Genomic DNA, 18425 nt, shown 5'->3' on the forward strand with positions numbered 1-18425 from the left:
CTTCCGGGTTCCGCGCCGCGCGACGGTCTGCCACTCGGTCTGTTAGCGCTAACATTCTGCGGACGGTGCGTTTCGGGCGGGTGTTGCCGTGCTTGCTTACCGGGGCCCGGTGCTGTCCCGGACGATCAGATCGGGAGCGACGAGGTGGCGGATGCCGGGGTCGCCGCCGTCCATGCGTTCGACGAGCAACCGGAACGTCCGCCGCCCGACCTCGATGAAGTCCTGCCGGACGGTGGTGAGCGGCGGGCTGAAGTAGGCCGCTTCCGGCACGTCGTCGAAACCGGCCACGCGAACCTGCCCCGGCACCGAGATGCCCGCCTCGGCGAACGCGCGCAGCACGCCCAGCGCCATCTGGTCGTTGGCGACGAACACCGCGTCGGGTCGCGCTTCGACCAGGCGACGTCCCGCGTCGTAGCCGGACCGAGGACTCCAGTCCCCGCGCAGCGGCGGCGGCACCCGCGCCCCGCGCCGCTCGAGCGTTTCCCGCCAGCCGCGTTCGCGCTCCAGCGATTCGAGCCAGTCCTCGGGTCCGGCGACGTGCCACACCGTCTCGTGCCCGAGCGACAGCAGATGCTCGGTGACCCGGCGGGCCCCGTCGTACTGGTCGACCGAAATCACCGGCACCGGAACGTATTCGCCGCCGCCGACCGCGACCATCGGGACGTCGGCGGGCACCTGCCGCAACGCCTCGCCGGCCGCTACGTGCGGCGCGATCACCACGATCCCGCCGACCGCCTGCCGCCGCAGATTGTCGACGGCCTCCGCGAACGACGATCGCCGCGGCCGGCTGACGCTGGAGATCGTGACCCCGTAGCCCTCCTCGCGGGCGGCGTGCTCGATCCCGTACAGCGTGCTCGCCGGACCGTACAAATTGGACTCCAGCGCGACGACGCCGAGGACGCTCGACCTGCCGGTCGCCAACGTCCTGGCCGCCGAGTTGGGCCGGTACCCGAGCTGCTCCACCGCGGCGAGCACCCGGGCCCGCGTCTCCGCCCGGACGGTCCCGGTGTCGTTGACGACCCGGGAGACCGTCATGTGCGAAACGCCTGCCATGGCCGCCACCTCGGCAAGCCCTGGCTGACGTTTGGCTGAAGACCCTTCGGCGGGCATCCCCGCACCTCCTTGGGCCGGCGGGATTGAGCATGGCAATGTTAGCGATAACAGCCGCCGGGTCAAGCCCCTTCGCTAACGAAACGAGAACGCGTTCCGTGCGGGCAGCGCCTGCCCCGCGGCGGGGCCGGGCGCCGAGACTCCGATGCGTATCATCTTCAACCGGGAGCGACGGAGCGGCTGCTGCCCATCCCATTTCGGGCAGGCGAGGGGGAAGCGTGGAGTGTCCGAGATGCCGCCAGGGAATCCTTGGGAAAGTCAAGGCAACCCGGTTTGCTCTTATTATGGTCAAATGTGCTGAATGCGACGCAATTTGGCCGGTCGGAGGAAGTATCGGCCCGGATAACTTCGTTCAGTTCCAGCTGTTCCTGGACCTCATGGGCGAATCCGAGATGGACACTCCTTACGAGGAACTCGGACAGTTCACCGGGCCTTGAGCCCCAGCGAATGCCGAGCCTGCAACGTCCACGCGGCCAAAAACGCTTCCTCTCCAACATCCCCCGGCGTATGCCCGACGAGCGCCTCGAGAATCGGGTAATACGTCAACGAAGCAAGCAACACCGACGCAGTAGCCGCCGGATCCTCGACCTGAAACTCACCACGCCGCACCCCGGACGCGATCCACTCCGTCGCGACCGTATAGACCGACCCGAGCACGCCGTGCCACATCTGCTCCAGCAGGTCCGGGAACGGCTCCAGTTCCCGGAAAATAATGCGCAAGGCCGCACGGTTCCGGCGCATGCTGTCCCAAACCAGCCGCGCGACCACCGGCAGGGCCTCGTCCGGCGCTTCGGGCAGCGCGGCCGCTCGACGACTGCTCTCGCTGACCTCCGCCAGGTGTTGCTGCACGATTTCCTCCAGCAGCGCCCGCTTCGACGGGAAGTGCTTGTACAGCGCCCCGGAACCGGGGTTGAGTCCGCAGGCTTGCTGGATGTCGGCGGTCGAGGTCTGGGCGAAACCCCGTTCGGAGAACAGCCGGGTGGCCGCTTCGACCAGGTTCTGCCGGGTCGCTCCGGGAGTTGAACGCGCCATAGTGAGAGAGTACTCTCTTTCCTATGATCGAGGTTCAGGTGACCGAGACGATCAACTGCCCGGCGGACCGCGTGCTCGAGTTCGTGATGGATCCCCGTGCCTATGCCGCGGTCGACCGCAAGATCGGCGCGATCGACTGGGTGCGGCGCGACGGGGACGTCACCGAATTCCGCTTCGGGAGCAAGCTTCCGGGGCTGCCCGGTCCCGCGACGAAGATCGTTTCGCGGATGAGCCGGACGCCGGGGGAGCGGGTGGACGTGCGGCTTCCGTCGATTCCGGAGAATCGGCTGGCTCATCTCGTCTCCGAGTTCAGCGCCAGCTGGGTGTGCGTACCGGCGGGCGAGCAGACCGAGGTCACGCGGACACTGCGCTGCGGGTTCAAAGGGCCGATGAAGTGGTTGGCAGAGCCGGTTCTGCGGCGCACGTTGCGGCCGGACGTCGAGGACGAGATGCGGCAGGCCAAGGCGGCGCTTGAGGCCCAGCGGTCCTGAACGAGACAGACGCCGCCCCACCTGGGAGCGGCGTCTGCCCGGCAAAAACTCAGCCGAAGACGAACCAGAAGAACGCTGCGTTAGCCGTCTTTCCGGAAGCGTCGGTCACGGTGACCGTCACCTGCCTGCTGTCCGCACGGGTCGGTGTCCCGGAGATGACGCCGCTCGCCGGGTCTAGCGTCAGGCCGGGGGCGAGGGCGGTCGACGTCCACCGGTACGGGCTGGCGCCGCCGGAGGCTTGCAGCGGCAGGTTCACCGCTTTGCCGGTCCAGCTGTTCTGGTTGCCCGGGTTGGCCAGCGTCAGCGCGGAGGGCTGTCCGCTGGTGACGGTCAGCCGGTAGTGGGTCGTCTGCGTCGATTTCGCGCTCTTGCCGGAGATCGTGACGTCGTACGTTCCGGCGGGAGTGGTCGCGCTCGTGGCGATCGTGAGCGACGAGCGGCCGCCGAGGTCCACGCTCGCCGGGCTGAACGCGGCCGTCGCGCCCGTGGGCAGGCCGGCGGCGGTCAGGCTGATCGCACCGGTCGGCGGCGGGTTGTCGCCGCCCGGCAGGTGCGGGGCGAGGTCCGCGGCGTAGGTGGAAACCCTCGCGTAGACGGCGTACCAGTCGCACGAGGTCGACATCCACGAGAACACCCCGACGACCGTGTTCCCGACCAGGTACGGCCCGCCGCTGTCGCCGACGCACGCGCCCGCGTGGTGGTCGGCGTACCCGGTGCACAGCATCGCCGGGGTTTTGTACTCCTCCCGTCCTTGCGGATCGGTGAACCGGCCCTTGCAGGCGCTGTCCTCGGCGACCGGGACGTCGGCCTGGCGCAGGACGTTGCTGTAGGTGTTGGCGCCGGTTTCGCCCCAGCCGATCGACATTCCCTTCGTGCCGGGGGCGTCGAGGCTCGGGTCGGTGTTGAGCTTCGGGTACGTGATCCCGGCGGGGACCGGCATGTCCTTGTCGAGCGTCACGACCGCGACGTCCGCGCCGACGCTCCAGTCCGTGTAGCTCGGATGCACCCACTGCGAGGCGATTTCCGCTGTGGTGCCGGTGTTTTGAGTGAGGTCGTCATCGCCGTAGACGAACCATTTGTGGCCGGGTTTCTCCAGCAGGCAGTGCGCGGCCAGGAGCACGGTGTGCGGTCCGAACAGGGTGCCGGTGCAGGACTGCTGTCCAGGGAAAGCCGAACCTTCGCGGCGCATCGAGATGATGAACGGGTGGTCTGCCGTCGTGGTCGGAGTGCCGCCTACGACGCTCGGCGAGGACGCGGGCGAAACAGCGGCGGGTGCGTTGGCGGTGACGGTCGTGCTCGCCGAGCTGCCCGCGGCGACGCTGCCGGAGGAAGGCGAGGCCGACAGCGTGAAGTCCTGCGCCGGAGGCGGGGTGTCGCCGCCGGTCAGCTTCGCGGCCAGTGCGTCGGCCTTCGGGGAACCCCAGCCGGTGCACAGGTCGTAGCCGGTGCCCGCGTTGTAGGTGCCGTTGCCGCCCGAGGTGACGTCGTGGAAGGTCGAGGCGTAGTCCGCCGAACCGGCGATCTTGTAGATGCTCGGGTTGAGCTGGCCGAGCCGGGATTTGCCGCCGGCGAGGGATTTCTGGTTCAGCATCGCCGCGTAGCCCGCCCAGAGCGGGGAGGACAGGCTGGTGCCGCCGACGTCGAGCCAGCCGCCGTTCAGATAGACCGAAAGCGCGCCGGCGCCGTAGTCGGCGACCATCGAGACGTCCGGGACCGAGCGGTACTTGTTCGTGCCGGGCTGCCAGTCCGGGCGGTCGTAGATCTGGGAATACCCGCCCCCTGACCGGGTATTTCCGCTGCCGCCCTGGTTCCAGCACGATTCCGACTGCCACGTGCCCGCGCTGTCGGACGTCCGCAGCTGGGTGCCGCCGACGCCGGTGAACAGCGGGTCGCTGGCCGGGTAGTCGGCCTGGATGGTCTTGTTGTCGCCCTGGTAGCCGCAGCCGGTGCCGCCCCAGTCGCCGGACGCCGAGAACATCGTGACGCCTTGCGCGGCGAGCTGGGTGTAGGAATCGTGCGAGGCCGCGATCGGGCTGGACTCGCAGATCTCGCCGTTGAGCCACGAGCCGGAAAGAACGGTGATCTTGTTGTCCGAGGCGATCTGCGCCATTTCGTGCACCCACGCCTGGTCGGAGTTCGGCGCGGAGTAGACGACCTGCTTGGCCTTCGGGGCGGTCGCCGCGACGGCCTGGACGTCGAGGGTGACCTCCATCTGGTCGCTGCCCGGATTGGCGACGCCGCCGTCCACCTTGACGATTTCCGGCGTGACGGCGGGTTGCTTGAAGTATTGCGTCCACGCGTCGATATCGGACTGTTTGAACGTGTCGAATTCGATCAGGCCGACCGTTTCGCCCGAACCGTCGTAGCTGCCGGAGACGCCGGTCATGCTGTAGGCGGTGCGCAGCTGGGCCGGGGTGTAGCCGCCGCCAGGGCCGGACGGGCCCGCCGGTGCGCTCGCCCGGTGTGCCGCGCGCCGGTTCGTCAGGCCGGTGACCCCGCGGACGACGGCGGCGAGGTCCGATGGAACCGCGGTTGCCTTGGTGGCGTTGAAAAACTTCTCGCCGGTAGCCGAATGGAATCCGGCAATCGTGGTACCGAAAGCGTTTTCCACTTCGCCTGGGGTGCCGGACGCGGTGACGACCTGCCGGTTGCCGGTGACGTCGTCGATGCGCAATCCCTTGGCGGTCAAATACTTCCGCACCTGGTCGACCGCGCTGGCGGTGGGGCCGAATCGCTCGGTGTATTCCGCGGCGCTCAGGTAATGGCGGTACACCGGCGAGTTCGGGTTGGCGGTGTCGGCGACGTACCGTTCGGCGCCCGCTGCGTCGCGCGGCTTGAGCGCGACGGACACCGTGACCTGGCCGGGCAGGGCGGAGCTGTCCGCGGTGGCCCCTGAGGGAATGGCGGGGGCTGCGTTCAGCGGGACCAGGGGCGGTGCCGCCAGGGCAGCCGGTGGGGAAAGGGCCGCTGTGGTCAGGAAAGCGGCCACGAGGAGGGCTGGACTTCGCATGCGCTGCTCCGTGGAGGTGAGGAGGAATACAGCACTGAGCACGGTAAGAACCGCATTCCGGCCTCGGCCACGAAAAGTGGAAACCGCGCGGTGCCGCGGGGGTTTGCGCTGGTCAGCGGGCCGCGTTCACAGAATTGCTACCAGGTCCAGTCCACGCCGATGATCCCGGCGCGGACGTCGCGCGCCGCCAGCGTCACCGCGCCGCTGCGGGTCGCGCGCAGTTCTTCCACCTTTCGGCGGGGCGCGGCGAGATCGCGTTGTTCGAAACGGCGGATGCTTTCCGGAACGCGCGAACCGAATTGCACCCGGCACGTGTACAGCGGAGCGGGCCGGGTGAGCCTGCGATGGTATCCCTGCACCGGACATCCGCGCGGAAACACCAATTCGTATTCCGCCGCGGCGACTTCTCCGGCGCGCAGTTCCCGGTCGAAAAGCAACTCGGCGACGAGCAGCCCGCTGACCGCGTCGACCCGGGTCCGGCCCGCGCGGCAGCAGTGCCCGGCGGCGAAGCGCGGAGGCGGCCGCAGGCGGTCCTCGGTCTGGTAGTAGGTCGCCATCCGCACGACCCCGTCGACGGCGGCCTCGGCCACCACTCGGACCCTGAGCAGGCGTTCCTGGCGTTCGTCGTCGACGACCAGTTCGTCGTGCACCGACCACAGCCGCACCTGGTCTTCCGGCGGCAGCTCGAATTCCAGCGTCGCCGGCCGCACCGACGGCCACAACCGGCGCCGTTCGAGCAGGGGAGTCCTGGGCAGGCGGGAGCACTGCCGGTCTTGCGGCCCGAGCAACGACGTGAGGCCGCCCGCGCCCAGCCCGAGCACCTGCTCGAGCTCGACGACCGCGTGCAGCGACGCCTCGCGGCCCGGCAAGGAACGTCCGGTTCGCCAGTACGCCAGGGCGCTGCGCGACACCGTGACGCCGCGGGCGGCGAGGTGTTCGCGCAGCCGGTCCAGAGTCAGCCCGGCGCCGCTGATGGCGGCGTCCAGCGCGTTGGCGAACGACGGCACGGGTCCACTGTGGCGCTGGCCGGGCGGCCGGACCAGCGTCGTTCGTCGGATACCGCTGTGGCGGGCGGGCGTAATGCGGACTTTCGTGGGTTCCGGAACGGGGGAGCGGCGGATCATGCTGAGCGGGTGACTCGGCCTTCCGCGGGCTCGTTCGCGGTCACGCTGGACACCGCGATCGAGGAATCCGGGCTGTCGCTCGATCGGCTCCAGCATCACCTCGCCGCGCGCGGGATCCGGCTTTCGCGGTCGGCGCTGTCCTACTGGCGGCGCGGACGGTCGCAACCGGAACGCGAGACGTCGATGGCCGCGGTTCTGCAGCTCGAAGCGGTGCTGAGCCTCGAACCCGGGACGCTCACCTCGCGGCTGGGCCCGAAAGCGCCGCGCGGGCGCTGGCTCGGCGAACCCGCCTGCCGGATCGAGCGCCGTCGGTTGTGGCCGCAGTTGCGGGCGTTCTCCGCCGAGCTGAAGCCGCCGCCGGACGGGCAGTTGTCGTTCTGGTCGATCCACGACCGCATGGTGCTCGACGAGCACGGAAGCGAGCGCGCGTTGCAGGTCCGGATGGTCGCCGAGGCCGCCGTCGACGGCGTGGACCGGTTGATGACCTACTACCAGGCCGATTCGTTCCTGACCGCCGATCCGGCTTACCGCCGCGTGCGCTCGGCGCGGGTCGGCCGGGTCTGCGTCGACCGGGAATCCGGCATGGTCGCGGGCGAACTGCGGCTGGAGCGGGCGCTGGCGCTGGGCGAGGTGACGATCGTGGAGTACGAGATCCGGTTCCCGCCGGGCTCGCCGATCGACCACTACCACCGCCGCTTCACCCGGCCGGTCGCGGAGTACGTCTGCCAGGTGAGCTTCGGCGCGCGGATCCCGCGCCGCGTCCGGTCCTTCGAGCAGCGCGGGCTCGGTGGTCCCGAACATCCCGGCAATCCGCTGGCCGCCGGTGCCACGCACACGACGACGCTGGCGTTGCGCGACGTCCGTCCCGGCATCTACGGCACCGGATGGCAATGGTGAAAGAGCGGGCCGCGCCAATTCTGTGAACACCCCGCGCCGACCAGCGAAGACGATCTGCTGCGGACCAGTCGTCCACAAAGGTCTAGTTCGAACTTGATCAGCGACTTACCGTCACGGCGCACTTACTCCCCGAAGCAAAGAAAGGCCTCTCCCCATGCGCCGATCTTCCCGTACCGTCCTCGCCCTCGCCGCTGCCGCCGCCTTCGCCGTCAGCGGGACCGCCACCGCGACCGCTGCTCCTGCCGCGTCTGTTGCCCAGGCGACGTCGATGGCCGCCCACTTCGGAACCGTCCCGGCCTCGTCGACCGCGGGCACTATCGGCGACATCTACCCCGCGAAGTGGCGCAACGTTCCCCAGGACTCCGTCGTCGACGACTGGAACATGTACAACCGCGAGTGCGTCTCGTGGGCGGCCTTCAACATCGCGCGCCACGGCGAAAGCGCGAGCAACTACGGCGACGCGAAGTACTGGGACGACAACGCGCGCAACAACGGCTACCGCGTCGACAACACTCCGACGGAGGGGGCGATCGCCCAGACGGACAACGGCACCTACGGCCACGTCGCGATCGTCGACAGCGTGCACGGCGGAACGGTCACCGTCGAGGACTACAACTGGACCGGCGACGGGCACTACCTCGTCCACGACGTGAGCGCGTCGTCGTTCCGCTACATCCACTTCTACAACTGATCCAGGGACTCGACATGCGTTCGTTCAGCCGGAGATCCCTCCTCGCGACGACAACGGCGGCGGTCGCCGTCGCGCTGGTACCGCGAGCGGCGCTCGCCCTCCCGGCGGCTCCGCTCAGCGGCACCGCCCGCGACTACGAGAAGGACGGGCCGCACCAGCCGGTCAAAGCCGCGGGCGACAGCGCACACACGCTCTACTATCCCGGCGACCTCGCTTCGAGCACCGCCAAGCACCCCGTGCTGATCTGGGGCAACGGCACCGGGGCGACCGTCGAACAGTACGAAGCCCTGTTCACCCATCTCGCCAGTTGGGGTTACCTCGTCGCCGCGGCGAACACCGGACAATCCGGCTCCGGCAAGGAGATGCTCGACGGGGCGCGGTATCTGATCGCCGAGAACGCCCGTCAGGGCAGCATTTTCCACGATCGCGTCGACACCGGGGCGATCGCCGCCGCGGGCCATTCCCAGGGTGGCGGCGGCGCCATCGCGGCCGGTGCCGATCCGCTGGTGAAGACCACGCTCCCGATCATGCCGGGACCGCAGGGCACCGTGAGCGCGTTGCACGGACCGGCGTTCTTCGTGTCCGGACAGGCGGACATCATCGTCCCGGCGCCGTATGTCCGCGCACGTTTCGCCGCGTGCGACCAAGTTCCTGCGGTCTACGGGCAGCTGCGCGGGGCCACGCATTTCCTGCAGGGCGACACGCGGTACCGCCTTATCGGCGCGATCACCGCGTGGCTGCAGTACCACCTGGCTGGCGACCAGGCGGCGAAGAGCGTGTTCTACGGCCCGAGTCCCGATCTGCGCCAGGACACCGCGGCCTGGTCGGATTTCGCCCGGAACAGCCGAGCGGACGGCGTATGAAACTCGCTCGCTGGGCCGCTGCGGCGGGTGTCGCTGCGGTGACCGCGGTGCTCGGCTGCCAACCGGCCGGTGCCGCCACGTATCCGACCTCGATGGCCGCGCTGGGCGATTCGATGACGCGGGCGTTCAACACTTGCCTGCCCGGATGAACGACCTGCCCCGACAGGCGAAGGCCGCGGTCGCCAGCCGCGTCGACCTGGTCAGCGTGCTGATGGGCAACAACGACGCCTGTAGTGGCGGGACCGAGGTGGGGACGTTCGAGAGCCAGTTCAAGGAGGCGATGACGACACTGGCGCAAGGGCTGCCCGAGGTTCAGGTCAAGGTGGTGTCCATTCCGGACATCTACCAGCTCTGGGACGTCCTGCACACCGACCAGGCGGCGGTCGCGAAGTGGAGCACCTTCCACGAGTGCGATGCGCTGCTGGCGAACGCGACCTCGACCGCCCCTGCCGACCAGCTTTCCGGCAGCGGATCGTCGATTACAACGCCAAGCTCGCCTCGGTGTGCGGCGAATACGCGCACTGCCAGTTTGACGGAGGCGCCGGTTTCGCGGCTCGATCCGAGCGATGTGTCCACTGTGGATTACTTCCATCCGAGTGCCAAGGGACAGGCGTTGATCGCTGACGTGGCTTGGAAAGCGCTGGGTTACTGACGACCGGAAGCGGTGCCGTTCGCCGAGAGCGGCACCGCTTCCTCAGGTGCGGTCCGAGCCGGGAGCGCGTCGGCGAGACCGTGCTCGCCGAGCCGCTCCGCCGCGAAGTCGAGAAGGGCGGAGGCACGCGGAGTGAGCTTCATGTCCGCCGGCCAGATCCCCACCACGTGGGAAACCGTGACCGGAGGGTCGAGCGGCCGGATGACGACCGGCCGCCCCTCGATGCTCACGGGGAGCGCATGCGGCCGGGACATGAGCAGCCCGTACCCGAGTCCGCGGCCCACCAGTGCCTCGACGAGGCCGATCTGGGAGACCCTGGCTTCGATCCTGGGCTCCAGGCCGCGCGCGGTGAACGCGTCCGCCACGTTGCGGACGCCCGGGGTCGCGTCGTACTGGATGTAGGGCTCGCCGGCGAGATCCGCCAGGTCCACTGTTTCGGCCGCCGCGAGCGGATGCCCGGGCGGCAGGTGCGCCTCGAGTTCTGTCGCGTAGATCCGGCGGCGGTGGTATCCGGTCGGCAGCGACACGTCGTAGACGAGGGCCACGTCGAGACGTCCCGCCTCTAGCTCGGAGAGCAGCTCTTCGTTGGTGCCCACGGTGATCCCGATGCTCACCCCGGGATGCCTCTTGGGGAAGCCCTCGAGAAGCTCCGGCACCACGTTCGCGGCGAAGCTCGAGTAGCAGCCGAGCCGCACCGGACCCCGCAGTTCCTGTTCGCGCCCGGCGCTCAGGACGAGTTCGTGCGTGTCGGCCACGATCTGCCGAGCCCGTCTGGCGAAATCCTGACCGGTCGGAGTGAGGGTGAGCCCTCTGGCCTTGCGCCGCACGCACAACTGCTCGCCCACGGCGCTCTCCAGGCTCGACACGGCCTGGGACAGCGCGGACTCCGAAATGTGCAGGTGCGCCGCGGCCGCGCTGAGCGTGGGGAAGTTCGGCAGTGCCGCGAAGAGTTCGAGTTGCCGCAGGCTCACCTCGGAGATGGTTGCCCCACTTCTTCAGTTCAACCGAATTACATCCTCACATTACCACGATTTACACGCAGACGAAGGCCTCGCATCATAAGAGGAACAGCTTCCCGATCCCTCCGAACGGAGGGCTGGCAAGGACTTTGGGGACAACGGTGTGCTCCTCCATTGCCGCAGGCGACTCCGTCTCACCACGGCGAATCGCCTTCGCGACGATCATCGGCGCCGCTCCGCGCAAGCCAGTCAAGGAGAAGCGAAGCCAGGCAAGGAGATGCAGTGGCAAGCGATGACACTCGAATCGCGATCGTCGGCGGAGGGATGGGCGGGCTGACGGCCGCGATCGCGCTGCGGAAGATCGCCGGCGTCCAGGCCACCGTGTTCGAGCAGGCAGGCAAGCTGGGCGAAGTGGGCGCGGGGGTCACGGTCGCGCCGAACGCCGCGCGCGTTCTCGAGAGACTCGGCGTGCTCGACCGGATCAGGCAGGTCGGCGCGGTCCCGGACGGGCACGGCGTCTACCAAAACGCCATGGGCGGTCTGGTGACCGACGCGGCATGGGAGGACTCGGCCAAGCAGTACCAGAACATCGGGATGTACCGCCCGGACCTGATCGACGCTTTGGCGTCGGAGGTCGATCCGGCGACGATCCGGCTCGGCCACCGGCTGGTTTCGGTGGAGACACTGGGTTCCGGCGTTCGCCTCGAGTTCGAGAACGGCGCGGACGAAGTGTTCGATGCCGTGATCGGAGCGGACGGCATCCATTCGGTGGTGCGGGGAGCCGTCGGCCAGTTTCCCGAGCCGGTCTACTCCGGGTACCTCGTCTACCGCGGAGTGGTCGACGCGTCCCGCCTTCCCGGCGACTGGCGCATGATCAGCCAGGTGTGGATGGGCAACCGGAGGCACTTCATGTGCTATCCGCTGCAGCAGCGGAAGCTGTTCAACTTCGTCGCCGGCGTCCCGAGCGACCGGCCGCTCGACGGGCCCTGGTCCGGACCGGCGGCGGTCGGCGAACTCGCCGCCGAGTTCGCGGGCGCGGACTGGGACCCGAAACTCCAGGAGTTCATCGGGTGCATCGAGCACACCTTCTGGTGGGGCCTCTTCGATCACGAACCGCTCACCAACTGGTCCCGGGGGCCGATCACCCTGCTCGGCGACGCGGCGCACACGATGCTGCCGCACCAAGGGCAGGGGGTGAACCAGGCGATCGAGGACAGCATGGCGCTCGCCACGTTCCTCGCGGCCGCCGAAAGCGTCGCCGACATTCCCGAGGCGTTCCGGCGCTACACCTCAGTCCGCATGCAACGCACGGCGATCCTGCAGAACGGCTCTCGCCGGGCCGGCGCCATGTTCGACGCACAGTACGAATTCGCGGACCTCAAGAAGCGTGACGCCGATCTCCGGGTCGGGCGCGACTTCCGGCGAAGCGCGGTATTCGACTACGACGCACAGAAAGTGGCCGAACAGGCGCTCAACCGATTCCAGGGGGTTCCGGTCGCATGACCTCGATCAGCATCATCGGCAGCGGCAAGATGAGCGGGGCGATCGCGGAAGTCGCGACCCGGGCCGGCACCGGCGTCCAGATCATCAAGCGCAGTGCGGAAAGCATGTCCGCGGCGCGTCCTGGTCCCGACTACGGCGTCCTGGGCGACAAGCTCACCGGAGACCTGGTCGTGCTCGCCGTTCCCTACGGGGCCTACCCGGGCATCGTCGAGCACTATCGGGAGCAGTTCCGCGAAAAGATCGTCATCGACATCAGCAACCCCATCGATTTCTCCACCTACGACCGGCTGAAATCGCCCGCCGATTCGTCCACCGCGGCCGAACTCGTGAAGCTGCTGCCGGCGGGCACGGCCGTCGTCAAGGCGTTCAACGTCAATCTCGGAGACACGCTCGTCAGCGGCACGAACGGCACGACGCGCACGACCGTCCTGTTCGCTGGCGACTACGCGGACGCGAAGACGGCCGTCGCGGCGTTCATCGAGGCGGCGGGAATGCGCGCGGTCGACGTCGGTCCTCTGACCCGCGCGAGGGAACTGGAGGCGATGGGATTCCTCCAGATCGTGTTGGCGGCGCTCGGCAAGACGCGGTACGAGTCGGGCTTCGCGCTGCTGGAGTGAGCGGCGTCGATCGCCTCCGCGGCACCCGCCGGCGCCCTGCGCTGCATCTCCGCGCCGGGCGTCGGCGGATGGCCTGGCGGGGTCAGCGGCGGCAGGCCGCCGCGCCGTGGCAGGAGGTCATCGCCCGCAGGGTGTCGTGCAGCTGTTTCGCTTTGTCCGGCGGCAGTTGAGCGGCCGTGTTGTGCAGTTCCTGCGGATCGGTGGTCCGGTCGTAGTACTCCTTGGCGCCGTCGGCGTACTCGACGTAGGTGTAGGCGGTGCTCCGAATCGCCTCGTAGGTGGTCGGATTGCCGCTGTTCTTCGCGGGTTTGTCCGGGTCGTTCTTGTCGAAGTCGGGACCGTGGTGCTCCACCAGCCCGACGGTCCGCCACGTCGGGGGTGCGGCGCCGGTCAGCAGCGGCACCAGGCTTTCGCCGTCCACCGGTGCGGGAGTCGATGCCCCGGCCAGCGCTTCGAAAGTCGGCCGCAGGTCGATGTTCTCCGCGGGCTGGTCCACTGTCGCGCCCGCCTTGACGCCGGGGCCGGTGACCACCAGCGGCACGTGCACGTCCGTGTCGAACGCCGTCTGCTTTCCGGGAGTGAGCCGGTACTCGCCCATGTGGTAGCCGTTGTCCGAGGTGAAGACGAGGTCGGTGTTCCCGCGTACTCCGGCTTTGTCCAGTGCCGCTTGCACGGTGCCGATCATCTTGTCGACCGACTGCACGGCCTGCGCTCGCTTGCGGAAGTCCTCGTCGATTTTCTGCTTTTCCTTGTCTGTCAACGGGGTGCGGGACGCGAGCCACGACGGCGGCGAGGAGGGCAGCGTGTCGAAGGCAGGTCCGCGCGGGGCGGTGAGGCCGGGGAACGCGTCGGCGTCGCGAGGCGCGGGGGTGTAGGGGGCGTGCGGGGCGAACGTGGCGAGTTCCATCGCGAACGGGGTGTGGTCGGCTGCCGAGCTGGCGACGAACTGCGCGGCCTTGTCCGCCATGACGTCGACGAGGTAGTCCTCGGGTTTCTTGCCGTAATGCTTGACCGTGCCGTTCTCGTTGAGGTCGTAGTCGAATTCGGGGTAGCCGTTCCCCGCGACGTCCCATTCGTTCCAGCCGGGCGGGATTCCGTCGGATTTCGGCTGGTAGCCGTTGAGGTACTTGCCCATCATCGCGGTCCGGTACCCGGCCTGCTGCAACGACGTCGCGTAGGTCGACTTGTCGTCGCCGCGGCCGTGGAAGACGCGGTAGCCGCCGTCCTTGCCGCCGTTGGTGAAGACGCCGGTGTCGTGCGGGACCATCCCGGTGAACAGCGACGAGCGCGACGGGCAGCAGAGGGAATCGGTGACGGTGTAGTTGGCGAAGGAGGTGCCGTTCCTGGCCATCTCCTGCACGTGCGGCAGATACGGCAGCAGGTTCATCGAGAGGTCGTCGGTGAGCACGAGGACGATGTTCGGTTTTCCGCCGGCCGCGGCGGGCTGGCCCGGCACGCAGGCGACGGCCGTCGAAGCCACTGTCAAGGCAAGCAGCGAGATCAGGAGCGAACGAGCGCGTTGCGGCATGCCCCGCACGCTAGGACCGAGATCCGCGAGCCCGGTTCGAGGCGTGTTCGGGTTCGGTAAATCCGCCGCGCGCTCAGCCGAGTTCCTGGGCGAGCCCGACGACGATGTTCTCCGGCCCCCGCACGTAGCACAGCAGAAAGATGTTCTCGTACTGCACCACCTCGTCGACCAGTTCGGCTCCGTGGGCGCGCAGGCGGGCGAGGGTGTCCTCGAGGTCGTCGACCGCGAACATCATCCGGCGGATGCCCAGCGTGTTCGCCGGGGCCTTCCACGGCTCCGGGGCGATCGCCTTCGGCTGGTGGAACTTCGCCAGCTCGACCCGCCCGGGGCCGTCCGGGACGCGCAGCATCGCGACGTCCTGCTCGACGTCTTTCAGCCCGACCACCCGTTCCGCGCCGCGCCAGTCCAGCGGGCCCTTGTTTTCCAGTTCCAGCCCCAGTTCGACGAAGAACGCGATGACCGCGTCGAGGTCCTCGACCACGATGAGGACGTTGTCCATCCGCTTGACCGTCATGCGGTCACCGTAGCGCTCCCGGAAAACCTTAGTGGTGCTATTCTTAGCTCAAAGCTATTCACGGGGGTGCCGGATGCCGAAGCGGACCGAGCCGGACGAGGTCGACGAGATGCTCGCGCAGTGGCGGGCGGAGACGCCGGACGTCGACACGTCGCCGCTGGCGGTGTTCGGGCGGTTGCATCGTTCGTTCGACCGGTACCAGCGGCAGCTGACGCGCGTGTTCGCCCGGCACGGGATCACGGTCGCGGACTTCGGGATCCTCGCCGCGCTCCGGCGGGGCGGCGCGCCTTACCGGCGCACGGCGGGCGACCTCGCCGACACGAACCTGCTCACCACCGGCGGCATCACGCAGCGGGTCGACAAGCTGGTGCAAGCCGGGCTCGTCCGCCGCGAACGCGACGAGGACGACCGGCGCGTCGTGTTCATCGGCCTCACCGAGGAAGGGCTCGCGGCCACGGACAAGGTGGTGCACGAGCATTTTCCCAACGAAAACCGCATGCTGGCCGGGCTGACCGCGGCGGAACGGGCACAGCTGGCGAAATTGCTGGGGCGGTTGGAGCGGTCGCTGGACCAGGCCGAGTTCGGCGACTGAACTTCGGGTTGTGCCGAGCTGTTCGGCTCGGGTTGGGCGGCGGCCGGGGCGCGGCAAGCTGCGGACCGCCCGCACGGCCACGACGCACCCAATGTGGCATTGGGTGGATCCCATGCACCCAATGTGGCATTCGTTGCGTCGCATGCACCCAATGTGGCATTCGTTGCGTCGCATGCACCCAATGTGGCGTTGGGTGCGTGGGATGGGCCCAATGTGGCGTTGGTTGCGTCGGATGGGCCCAATGTGGCGTTGGTTGCGTCGCATGCACCCAATGCCACGTTGGGGCGCGATGTCGCTGCCATCGCCAGGGCGGCGGCGGTTGGCGGTGAGCCCGCGCGGCGTGGGTGGTTGAGGGTGAGCCCGCGCGGCGTTGGTGGCTGGCGGCGACCCCGCACAGCATCGGCCGACCACCGCTCCGATGCACCGTTCGCCGCGACTTCGCCAGGCCCTGGGGTCGTCCTGCTGTTCGCACGAGCAAATAGCTCCGTGTCGTTTCGGCGGATCCGGGCTTACGTTCGGGCGATGGCTAACGAAGTGACCATTCCGCTCCTGCCCTGTCGCTCCATCGACGACGTCGCGCCGTTCTACGAGATGCTCGGTTTCGAGATCGCCTCCCGGCAGGACCGGCCGTACTCGCACCTCGCGGTGCGCCGGGAAGACCTCAATCTGCACTTTTTCGGGATGGACGGCTACGACCCCGCCCAGTCGTACAGCACGTGCCTCGTCATCGTGGAAGACACCAGCGACCTGTTCGAGGCCTTCGCGGCGGGAATGCGGTCCGTGCACGGGAAACTGCTCGTCTCCGGCATCCCGCGGATGACCCGGCCGCGGCTGCGCAACGACCGCTACACCGGGTTCACCGTCGTCGATCCGGGCGGCAACTGGATCCGGATCAACCAGGCCGCCAAAGCGCCCGAGGCGCGGACCAAGCTCGCGAAAGCACTGGAAAACGCGGCGCGGCAAGCGGATTCGCACGGCGACGAACGCCAGGGGCTGAAGATCCTGGAAGGCGCGTTGAAGCGGGCGACCGGCGACGAACCGGAGTTCGAGGCGGTGCGGGAGTACCGCGACGAGTTGGTCGAACGGATCGCGGGGGCTGAGCCGCAGGCCTGACCGGCAACGCCACCGGAACCACCGGTTACGTCGCCGAGCCTTGGGCAGCGCCGGAAAGCAAGATCAGAACCTGCTGACGGATCAGCCGCGAGCCCACGGGATCGGCTCGTCCGCCAGGCTCAGGTACAAGCTTTTCTGCCGCTGGTAACTGCGGATCGCGGTGCGGCCCTTGTCCGTGCCGAGGCCGCTTTCCTTGGTACCGCTGAACGGCGTCGAGATGCTGAACTGCTTGTACGTGTTGATCCACACCGTCCCCGCGTCGACGCGGCGTGCCAGGCGGAGTGCGCGGCGGTAGTCGGCGGTCCAGATGCCGCACGCCAGGCCGTAGACGGTCGAATTGGCCTGGGCGACCAGGTCTTCCTCGTCGTCGTAGGGCAGTAGGACGCCGACTGGGCCGAAGATTTCCTCTTGGCACGTCTTCGCGTCCGGGGCGAGGCCGTCCAGCAGGGTGGGTTCGTAGTAAGCGCCGCGCGACAAGCGTTCGGCAGAAGGGATTTGGCCGCCGCACAGGACATTCGCGCCTTCTTCGCGGGCGCGGTCGACCATCGCGGCCACCTTGTCGCGGTGTGCGAACGTCGCCAGCGGCCCGACCTGGGTGGCCGGATCAGTGCCGGGGCCGAGTCGCAGGGCCGAAGAAGCAGCGATCAGGCGGGCGGCCCATTCGTCGTACTGCTCGCGCGGCAGGAAGATCCGCGATCCGGCGATGCAGCTCTGTCCGGTCGACGAGAAGATTCCATACAGGATTCCGGCGACAGTCTCCTCGACGTCGGCATCCTCGCAGACGATCGTTGGGGATTTGCCGCCCAGTTCCATGGTGACCGGGATGATCCGGTCCGCGGCGATGCGGCCCAGCACGCGTCCGGTGGTCGTGCCGCCGGTGAAGGCGAGCTTGCCGACCAGCGGATGGCGGGAGATGGCGTCGCCGACGACCGAGCCGGGGCCGGGCAGGACGGACACCAGTGCGGGCGGGACGCCGGCGTCGTGGATGAGACGGGCCAGCGCCAGCGAGACCAGGGGAGTGGCTTCGGCCGGTTTGAGCAGGACGGCGTTTCCGGCGGCCAGCGCGGGGGCGATTTTCTGGGCGTCGCTGGCGATCGGGGAGTTCCACGGCGTGATCGCGCCGACGACGCCGATCGGTTCGTGCACGCTCATCGTCAGGTGCGCGCCGCGGCTCGGCGGGAGTTCGCCTTCGAGGGTTTCGAGTGCCGCCGCGTAGTAGCGGAACGTGCCGGCCGCGCTCGCGACCAGCGCGCGGGTTTCGCCGAGCGCCTTGCCGGTGTTGCGGGTTTGCAGCAGGGCGAGTTGCTCGGCGTGCGCCTCGATCGCGTCGGCGACACGCGTGAGCAGGCGGGCGCGCTGGTGCGGAAGCAGGTCTCGCCACGCCGGATCCGCGGCGGCTGCGGCACCGGCGCGGGCGGCGGCGTCGACCTGGGCGGAGTCGGCGGCGTGGATCGAGGCGACCGTCGAGCCGTCGGCGGGATCCACGCACGCGGACGCGGGACCGCCACCGCGCTGCCAGCCGCCGCCGACCGGGATTTCGTCGGGCGGGACGGGGAAGGGCTGCATGGCGAGGTCCTCTCGGCGCGGGTGACGGGGTGCGATCGAGGAAACCTTAGACCTAAGATTTCGTCAAGGCCCGGGTCTGCTCTGCCCGGGTCCGGTCCGGTCAAGGTTCGTGAGGGGAACCCTGAGGGAATCAGATTCCCTCAGGGTTCCCCTCACGGACGGC

Annotated in this window: 18 protein-coding genes; 10 read left to right on the plus strand and 8 right to left on the minus strand. The window is 68.7% G+C overall.

Annotated features, from left to right (window positions below; all coding sequences use genetic code 11):
- Positions 1–96: 96 nt before the first annotated feature.
- Both ACWDNU_RS24700 and ACWDNU_RS24705 read right to left on the minus strand, forming a co-directional pair.
- On the minus strand, positions 97–1110 hold the full coding sequence (locus tag ACWDNU_RS24700; RefSeq protein WP_449670625.1) for a LacI family DNA-binding transcriptional regulator: 1014 nt from the start codon (positions 1108–1110) through the stop codon (positions 97–99).
- A gap of 423 nt (positions 1111–1533) precedes the next feature.
- On the minus strand, positions 1534–2142 hold the full coding sequence (locus ACWDNU_RS24705; protein WP_449670626.1) for a TetR/AcrR family transcriptional regulator: 609 nt from the start codon (positions 2140–2142) through the stop codon (positions 1534–1536).
- 23 nt (positions 2143–2165) lie between these two features.
- Here ACWDNU_RS24705 and ACWDNU_RS24710 point away from each other — a divergent pair, with 23 nt between their 5' ends.
- Complete coding sequence (locus tag ACWDNU_RS24710) at positions 2166–2633, plus strand: SRPBCC family protein (RefSeq protein ID WP_370938655.1); 468 nt, start codon at positions 2166–2168, stop codon at positions 2631–2633.
- A 49-nt stretch (positions 2634–2682) separates the two neighbouring features.
- Here the strand turns inward: ACWDNU_RS24710 and ACWDNU_RS24715 are convergent, their stop codons facing one another.
- Together ACWDNU_RS24715 and ACWDNU_RS24720 are read right to left on the minus strand one after the other, a co-directional pair.
- Complete coding sequence (locus ACWDNU_RS24715; protein WP_449670627.1) at positions 2683–5643, minus strand: trypsin-like serine protease; 2961 nt, start codon at positions 5641–5643, stop codon at positions 2683–2685.
- A 137-nt stretch (positions 5644–5780) separates the two neighbouring features.
- Positions 5781–6650, minus strand: a complete 870-nt coding sequence (locus tag ACWDNU_RS24720) for an XRE family transcriptional regulator (RefSeq protein ID WP_449670628.1) — start codon at positions 6648–6650, stop codon at positions 5781–5783.
- Between the two features lie 126 nt (positions 6651–6776).
- Here ACWDNU_RS24720 and ACWDNU_RS24725 point away from each other — a divergent pair, with 126 nt between their 5' ends.
- From ACWDNU_RS24725 to ACWDNU_RS24745, 5 genes are all read left to right on the plus strand, one after another.
- Entirely contained in the window at positions 6777–7664 is an 888-nt protein-coding gene (locus ACWDNU_RS24725; RefSeq protein ID WP_449670629.1) for an XRE family transcriptional regulator, read from the plus strand.
- Between the two features lie 154 nt (positions 7665–7818).
- Entirely contained in the window at positions 7819–8355 is a 537-nt protein-coding gene (locus tag ACWDNU_RS24730; protein WP_449670630.1) for a CHAP domain-containing protein, read from the plus strand.
- A 14-nt stretch (positions 8356–8369) separates the two neighbouring features.
- Positions 8370–9218 carry a poly(ethylene terephthalate) hydrolase family protein gene (locus ACWDNU_RS24735; protein WP_449670631.1) on the plus strand — a complete coding sequence of 283 codons (849 nt, stop codon included), beginning with the start codon at positions 8370–8372 and terminating at the stop codon, positions 9216–9218.
- Complete coding sequence (locus ACWDNU_RS24740; RefSeq protein ID WP_449670632.1) at positions 9215–9367, plus strand: hypothetical protein; 153 nt, start codon at positions 9215–9217, stop codon at positions 9365–9367. Before ACWDNU_RS24735 ends, ACWDNU_RS24740 begins: the two co-directional genes overlap by 4 nt.
- Positions 9364–9870, plus strand: coding sequence for an SGNH/GDSL hydrolase family protein (locus ACWDNU_RS24745; protein WP_449670633.1), 507 nt, complete (start codon positions 9364–9366; stop codon positions 9868–9870). Before ACWDNU_RS24740 ends, ACWDNU_RS24745 begins: the two co-directional genes overlap by 4 nt.
- Here ACWDNU_RS24745 and ACWDNU_RS24750 read toward each other — a convergent pair.
- A complete protein-coding gene (locus tag ACWDNU_RS24750) occupies positions 9864–10841 on the minus strand; it encodes a LysR family transcriptional regulator (protein WP_449670634.1) in 978 nt (325 codons plus the stop codon). The two genes, ACWDNU_RS24745 and ACWDNU_RS24750, sit on opposite strands and share 7 nt — an antisense overlap.
- Positions 10842–11111: 270 nt before the next feature.
- Here ACWDNU_RS24750 and ACWDNU_RS24755 point away from each other — a divergent pair, with 270 nt between their 5' ends.
- Together ACWDNU_RS24755 and ACWDNU_RS24760 are read left to right on the plus strand one after the other, a co-directional pair.
- Positions 11112–12332: an FAD-dependent monooxygenase gene (locus tag ACWDNU_RS24755; protein WP_449670635.1), complete on the plus strand. Its 1221-nt coding sequence runs from the start codon at positions 11112–11114 to the stop codon at positions 12330–12332.
- Positions 12329–12949 carry an NADPH-dependent F420 reductase gene (locus tag ACWDNU_RS24760; RefSeq protein ID WP_449670637.1) on the plus strand — a complete coding sequence of 207 codons (621 nt, stop codon included), beginning with the start codon at positions 12329–12331 and terminating at the stop codon, positions 12947–12949. Before ACWDNU_RS24755 ends, ACWDNU_RS24760 begins: the two co-directional genes overlap by 4 nt.
- Positions 12950–13031: 82 nt before the next feature.
- Here ACWDNU_RS24760 and ACWDNU_RS24765 read toward each other — a convergent pair whose 3' ends face one another.
- On the minus strand, positions 13032–14477 hold the full coding sequence (locus ACWDNU_RS24765; RefSeq protein ID WP_370938643.1) for a sulfatase family protein: 1446 nt from the start codon (positions 14475–14477) through the stop codon (positions 13032–13034).
- A 73-nt stretch (positions 14478–14550) separates the two neighbouring features.
- Positions 14551–14991 carry a VOC family protein gene (locus ACWDNU_RS24770; RefSeq protein WP_370938642.1) on the minus strand — a complete coding sequence of 147 codons (441 nt, stop codon included), beginning with the start codon at positions 14989–14991 and terminating at the stop codon, positions 14551–14553.
- Positions 14992–15064: 73 nt separating this feature from the next.
- On the opposite strand from ACWDNU_RS24770, the gene ACWDNU_RS24775 reads away from it, so the two are divergent.
- Both ACWDNU_RS24775 and ACWDNU_RS24780 read left to right on the plus strand, forming a co-directional pair.
- On the plus strand, positions 15065–15583 hold the full coding sequence (locus ACWDNU_RS24775) for a MarR family winged helix-turn-helix transcriptional regulator (RefSeq protein WP_116203116.1): 519 nt from the start codon (positions 15065–15067) through the stop codon (positions 15581–15583).
- A gap of 522 nt (positions 15584–16105) precedes the next feature.
- A complete protein-coding gene (locus tag ACWDNU_RS24780) occupies positions 16106–16696 on the plus strand; it encodes a hypothetical protein (RefSeq protein ID WP_449670639.1) in 591 nt (196 codons plus the stop codon).
- Positions 16697–16777: 81 nt separating this feature from the next.
- Here ACWDNU_RS24780 and ACWDNU_RS24785 read toward each other — a convergent pair whose 3' ends face one another.
- On the minus strand, positions 16778–18262 hold the full coding sequence (locus tag ACWDNU_RS24785; protein WP_449670640.1) for an aldehyde dehydrogenase family protein: 1485 nt from the start codon (positions 18260–18262) through the stop codon (positions 16778–16780).
- Positions 18263–18425 lie beyond the last annotated feature (163 nt).

The sequence above is a fragment of the Amycolatopsis sp. NPDC003676 genome (assembly GCF_053587275.1).

Bases quoted from the DNA above. Each gene is read 5' to 3' on its own strand.
- ACWDNU_RS24700 (WP_449670625.1), bottom strand. From the start codon at position 1,110: ATGCCCGCCGAAGGGTCTTCAGCCAAACGTCAGCCAGGGCTTGCCGAG.
- ACWDNU_RS24705 (WP_449670626.1), bottom strand. From the start codon at position 2,142: ATGGCGCGTTCAACTCCCGGAGCGACCCGGCAGAACCTGGTCGAAGCG.
- ACWDNU_RS24710 (WP_370938655.1), top strand. From the start codon at position 2,166: ATGATCGAGGTTCAGGTGACCGAGACGATCAACTGCCCGGCGGACCGC.
- ACWDNU_RS24715 (WP_449670627.1), bottom strand. From the start codon at position 5,643: ATGCGAAGTCCAGCCCTCCTCGTGGCCGCTTTCCTGACCACAGCGGCC.
- ACWDNU_RS24730 (WP_449670630.1), top strand. From the start codon at position 7,819: ATGCGCCGATCTTCCCGTACCGTCCTCGCCCTCGCCGCTGCCGCCGCC.
- ACWDNU_RS24735 (WP_449670631.1), top strand. From the start codon at position 8,370: ATGCGTTCGTTCAGCCGGAGATCCCTCCTCGCGACGACAACGGCGGCG.
- ACWDNU_RS24740 (WP_449670632.1), top strand. From the start codon at position 9,215: ATGAAACTCGCTCGCTGGGCCGCTGCGGCGGGTGTCGCTGCGGTGACC.
- ACWDNU_RS24745 (WP_449670633.1), top strand. From the start codon at position 9,364: ATGAACGACCTGCCCCGACAGGCGAAGGCCGCGGTCGCCAGCCGCGTC.
- ACWDNU_RS24760 (WP_449670637.1), top strand. From the start codon at position 12,329: ATGACCTCGATCAGCATCATCGGCAGCGGCAAGATGAGCGGGGCGATC.
- ACWDNU_RS24765 (WP_370938643.1), bottom strand. From the start codon at position 14,477: ATGCCGCAACGCGCTCGTTCGCTCCTGATCTCGCTGCTTGCCTTGACA.
- ACWDNU_RS24770 (WP_370938642.1), bottom strand. From the start codon at position 14,991: ATGACGGTCAAGCGGATGGACAACGTCCTCATCGTGGTCGAGGACCTC.
- ACWDNU_RS24775 (WP_116203116.1), top strand. From the start codon at position 15,065: ATGCCGAAGCGGACCGAGCCGGACGAGGTCGACGAGATGCTCGCGCAG.
- ACWDNU_RS24780 (WP_449670639.1), top strand. From the start codon at position 16,106: ATGGCTAACGAAGTGACCATTCCGCTCCTGCCCTGTCGCTCCATCGAC.
- ACWDNU_RS24785 (WP_449670640.1), bottom strand. From the start codon at position 18,262: ATGCAGCCCTTCCCCGTCCCGCCCGACGAAATCCCGGTCGGCGGCGGC.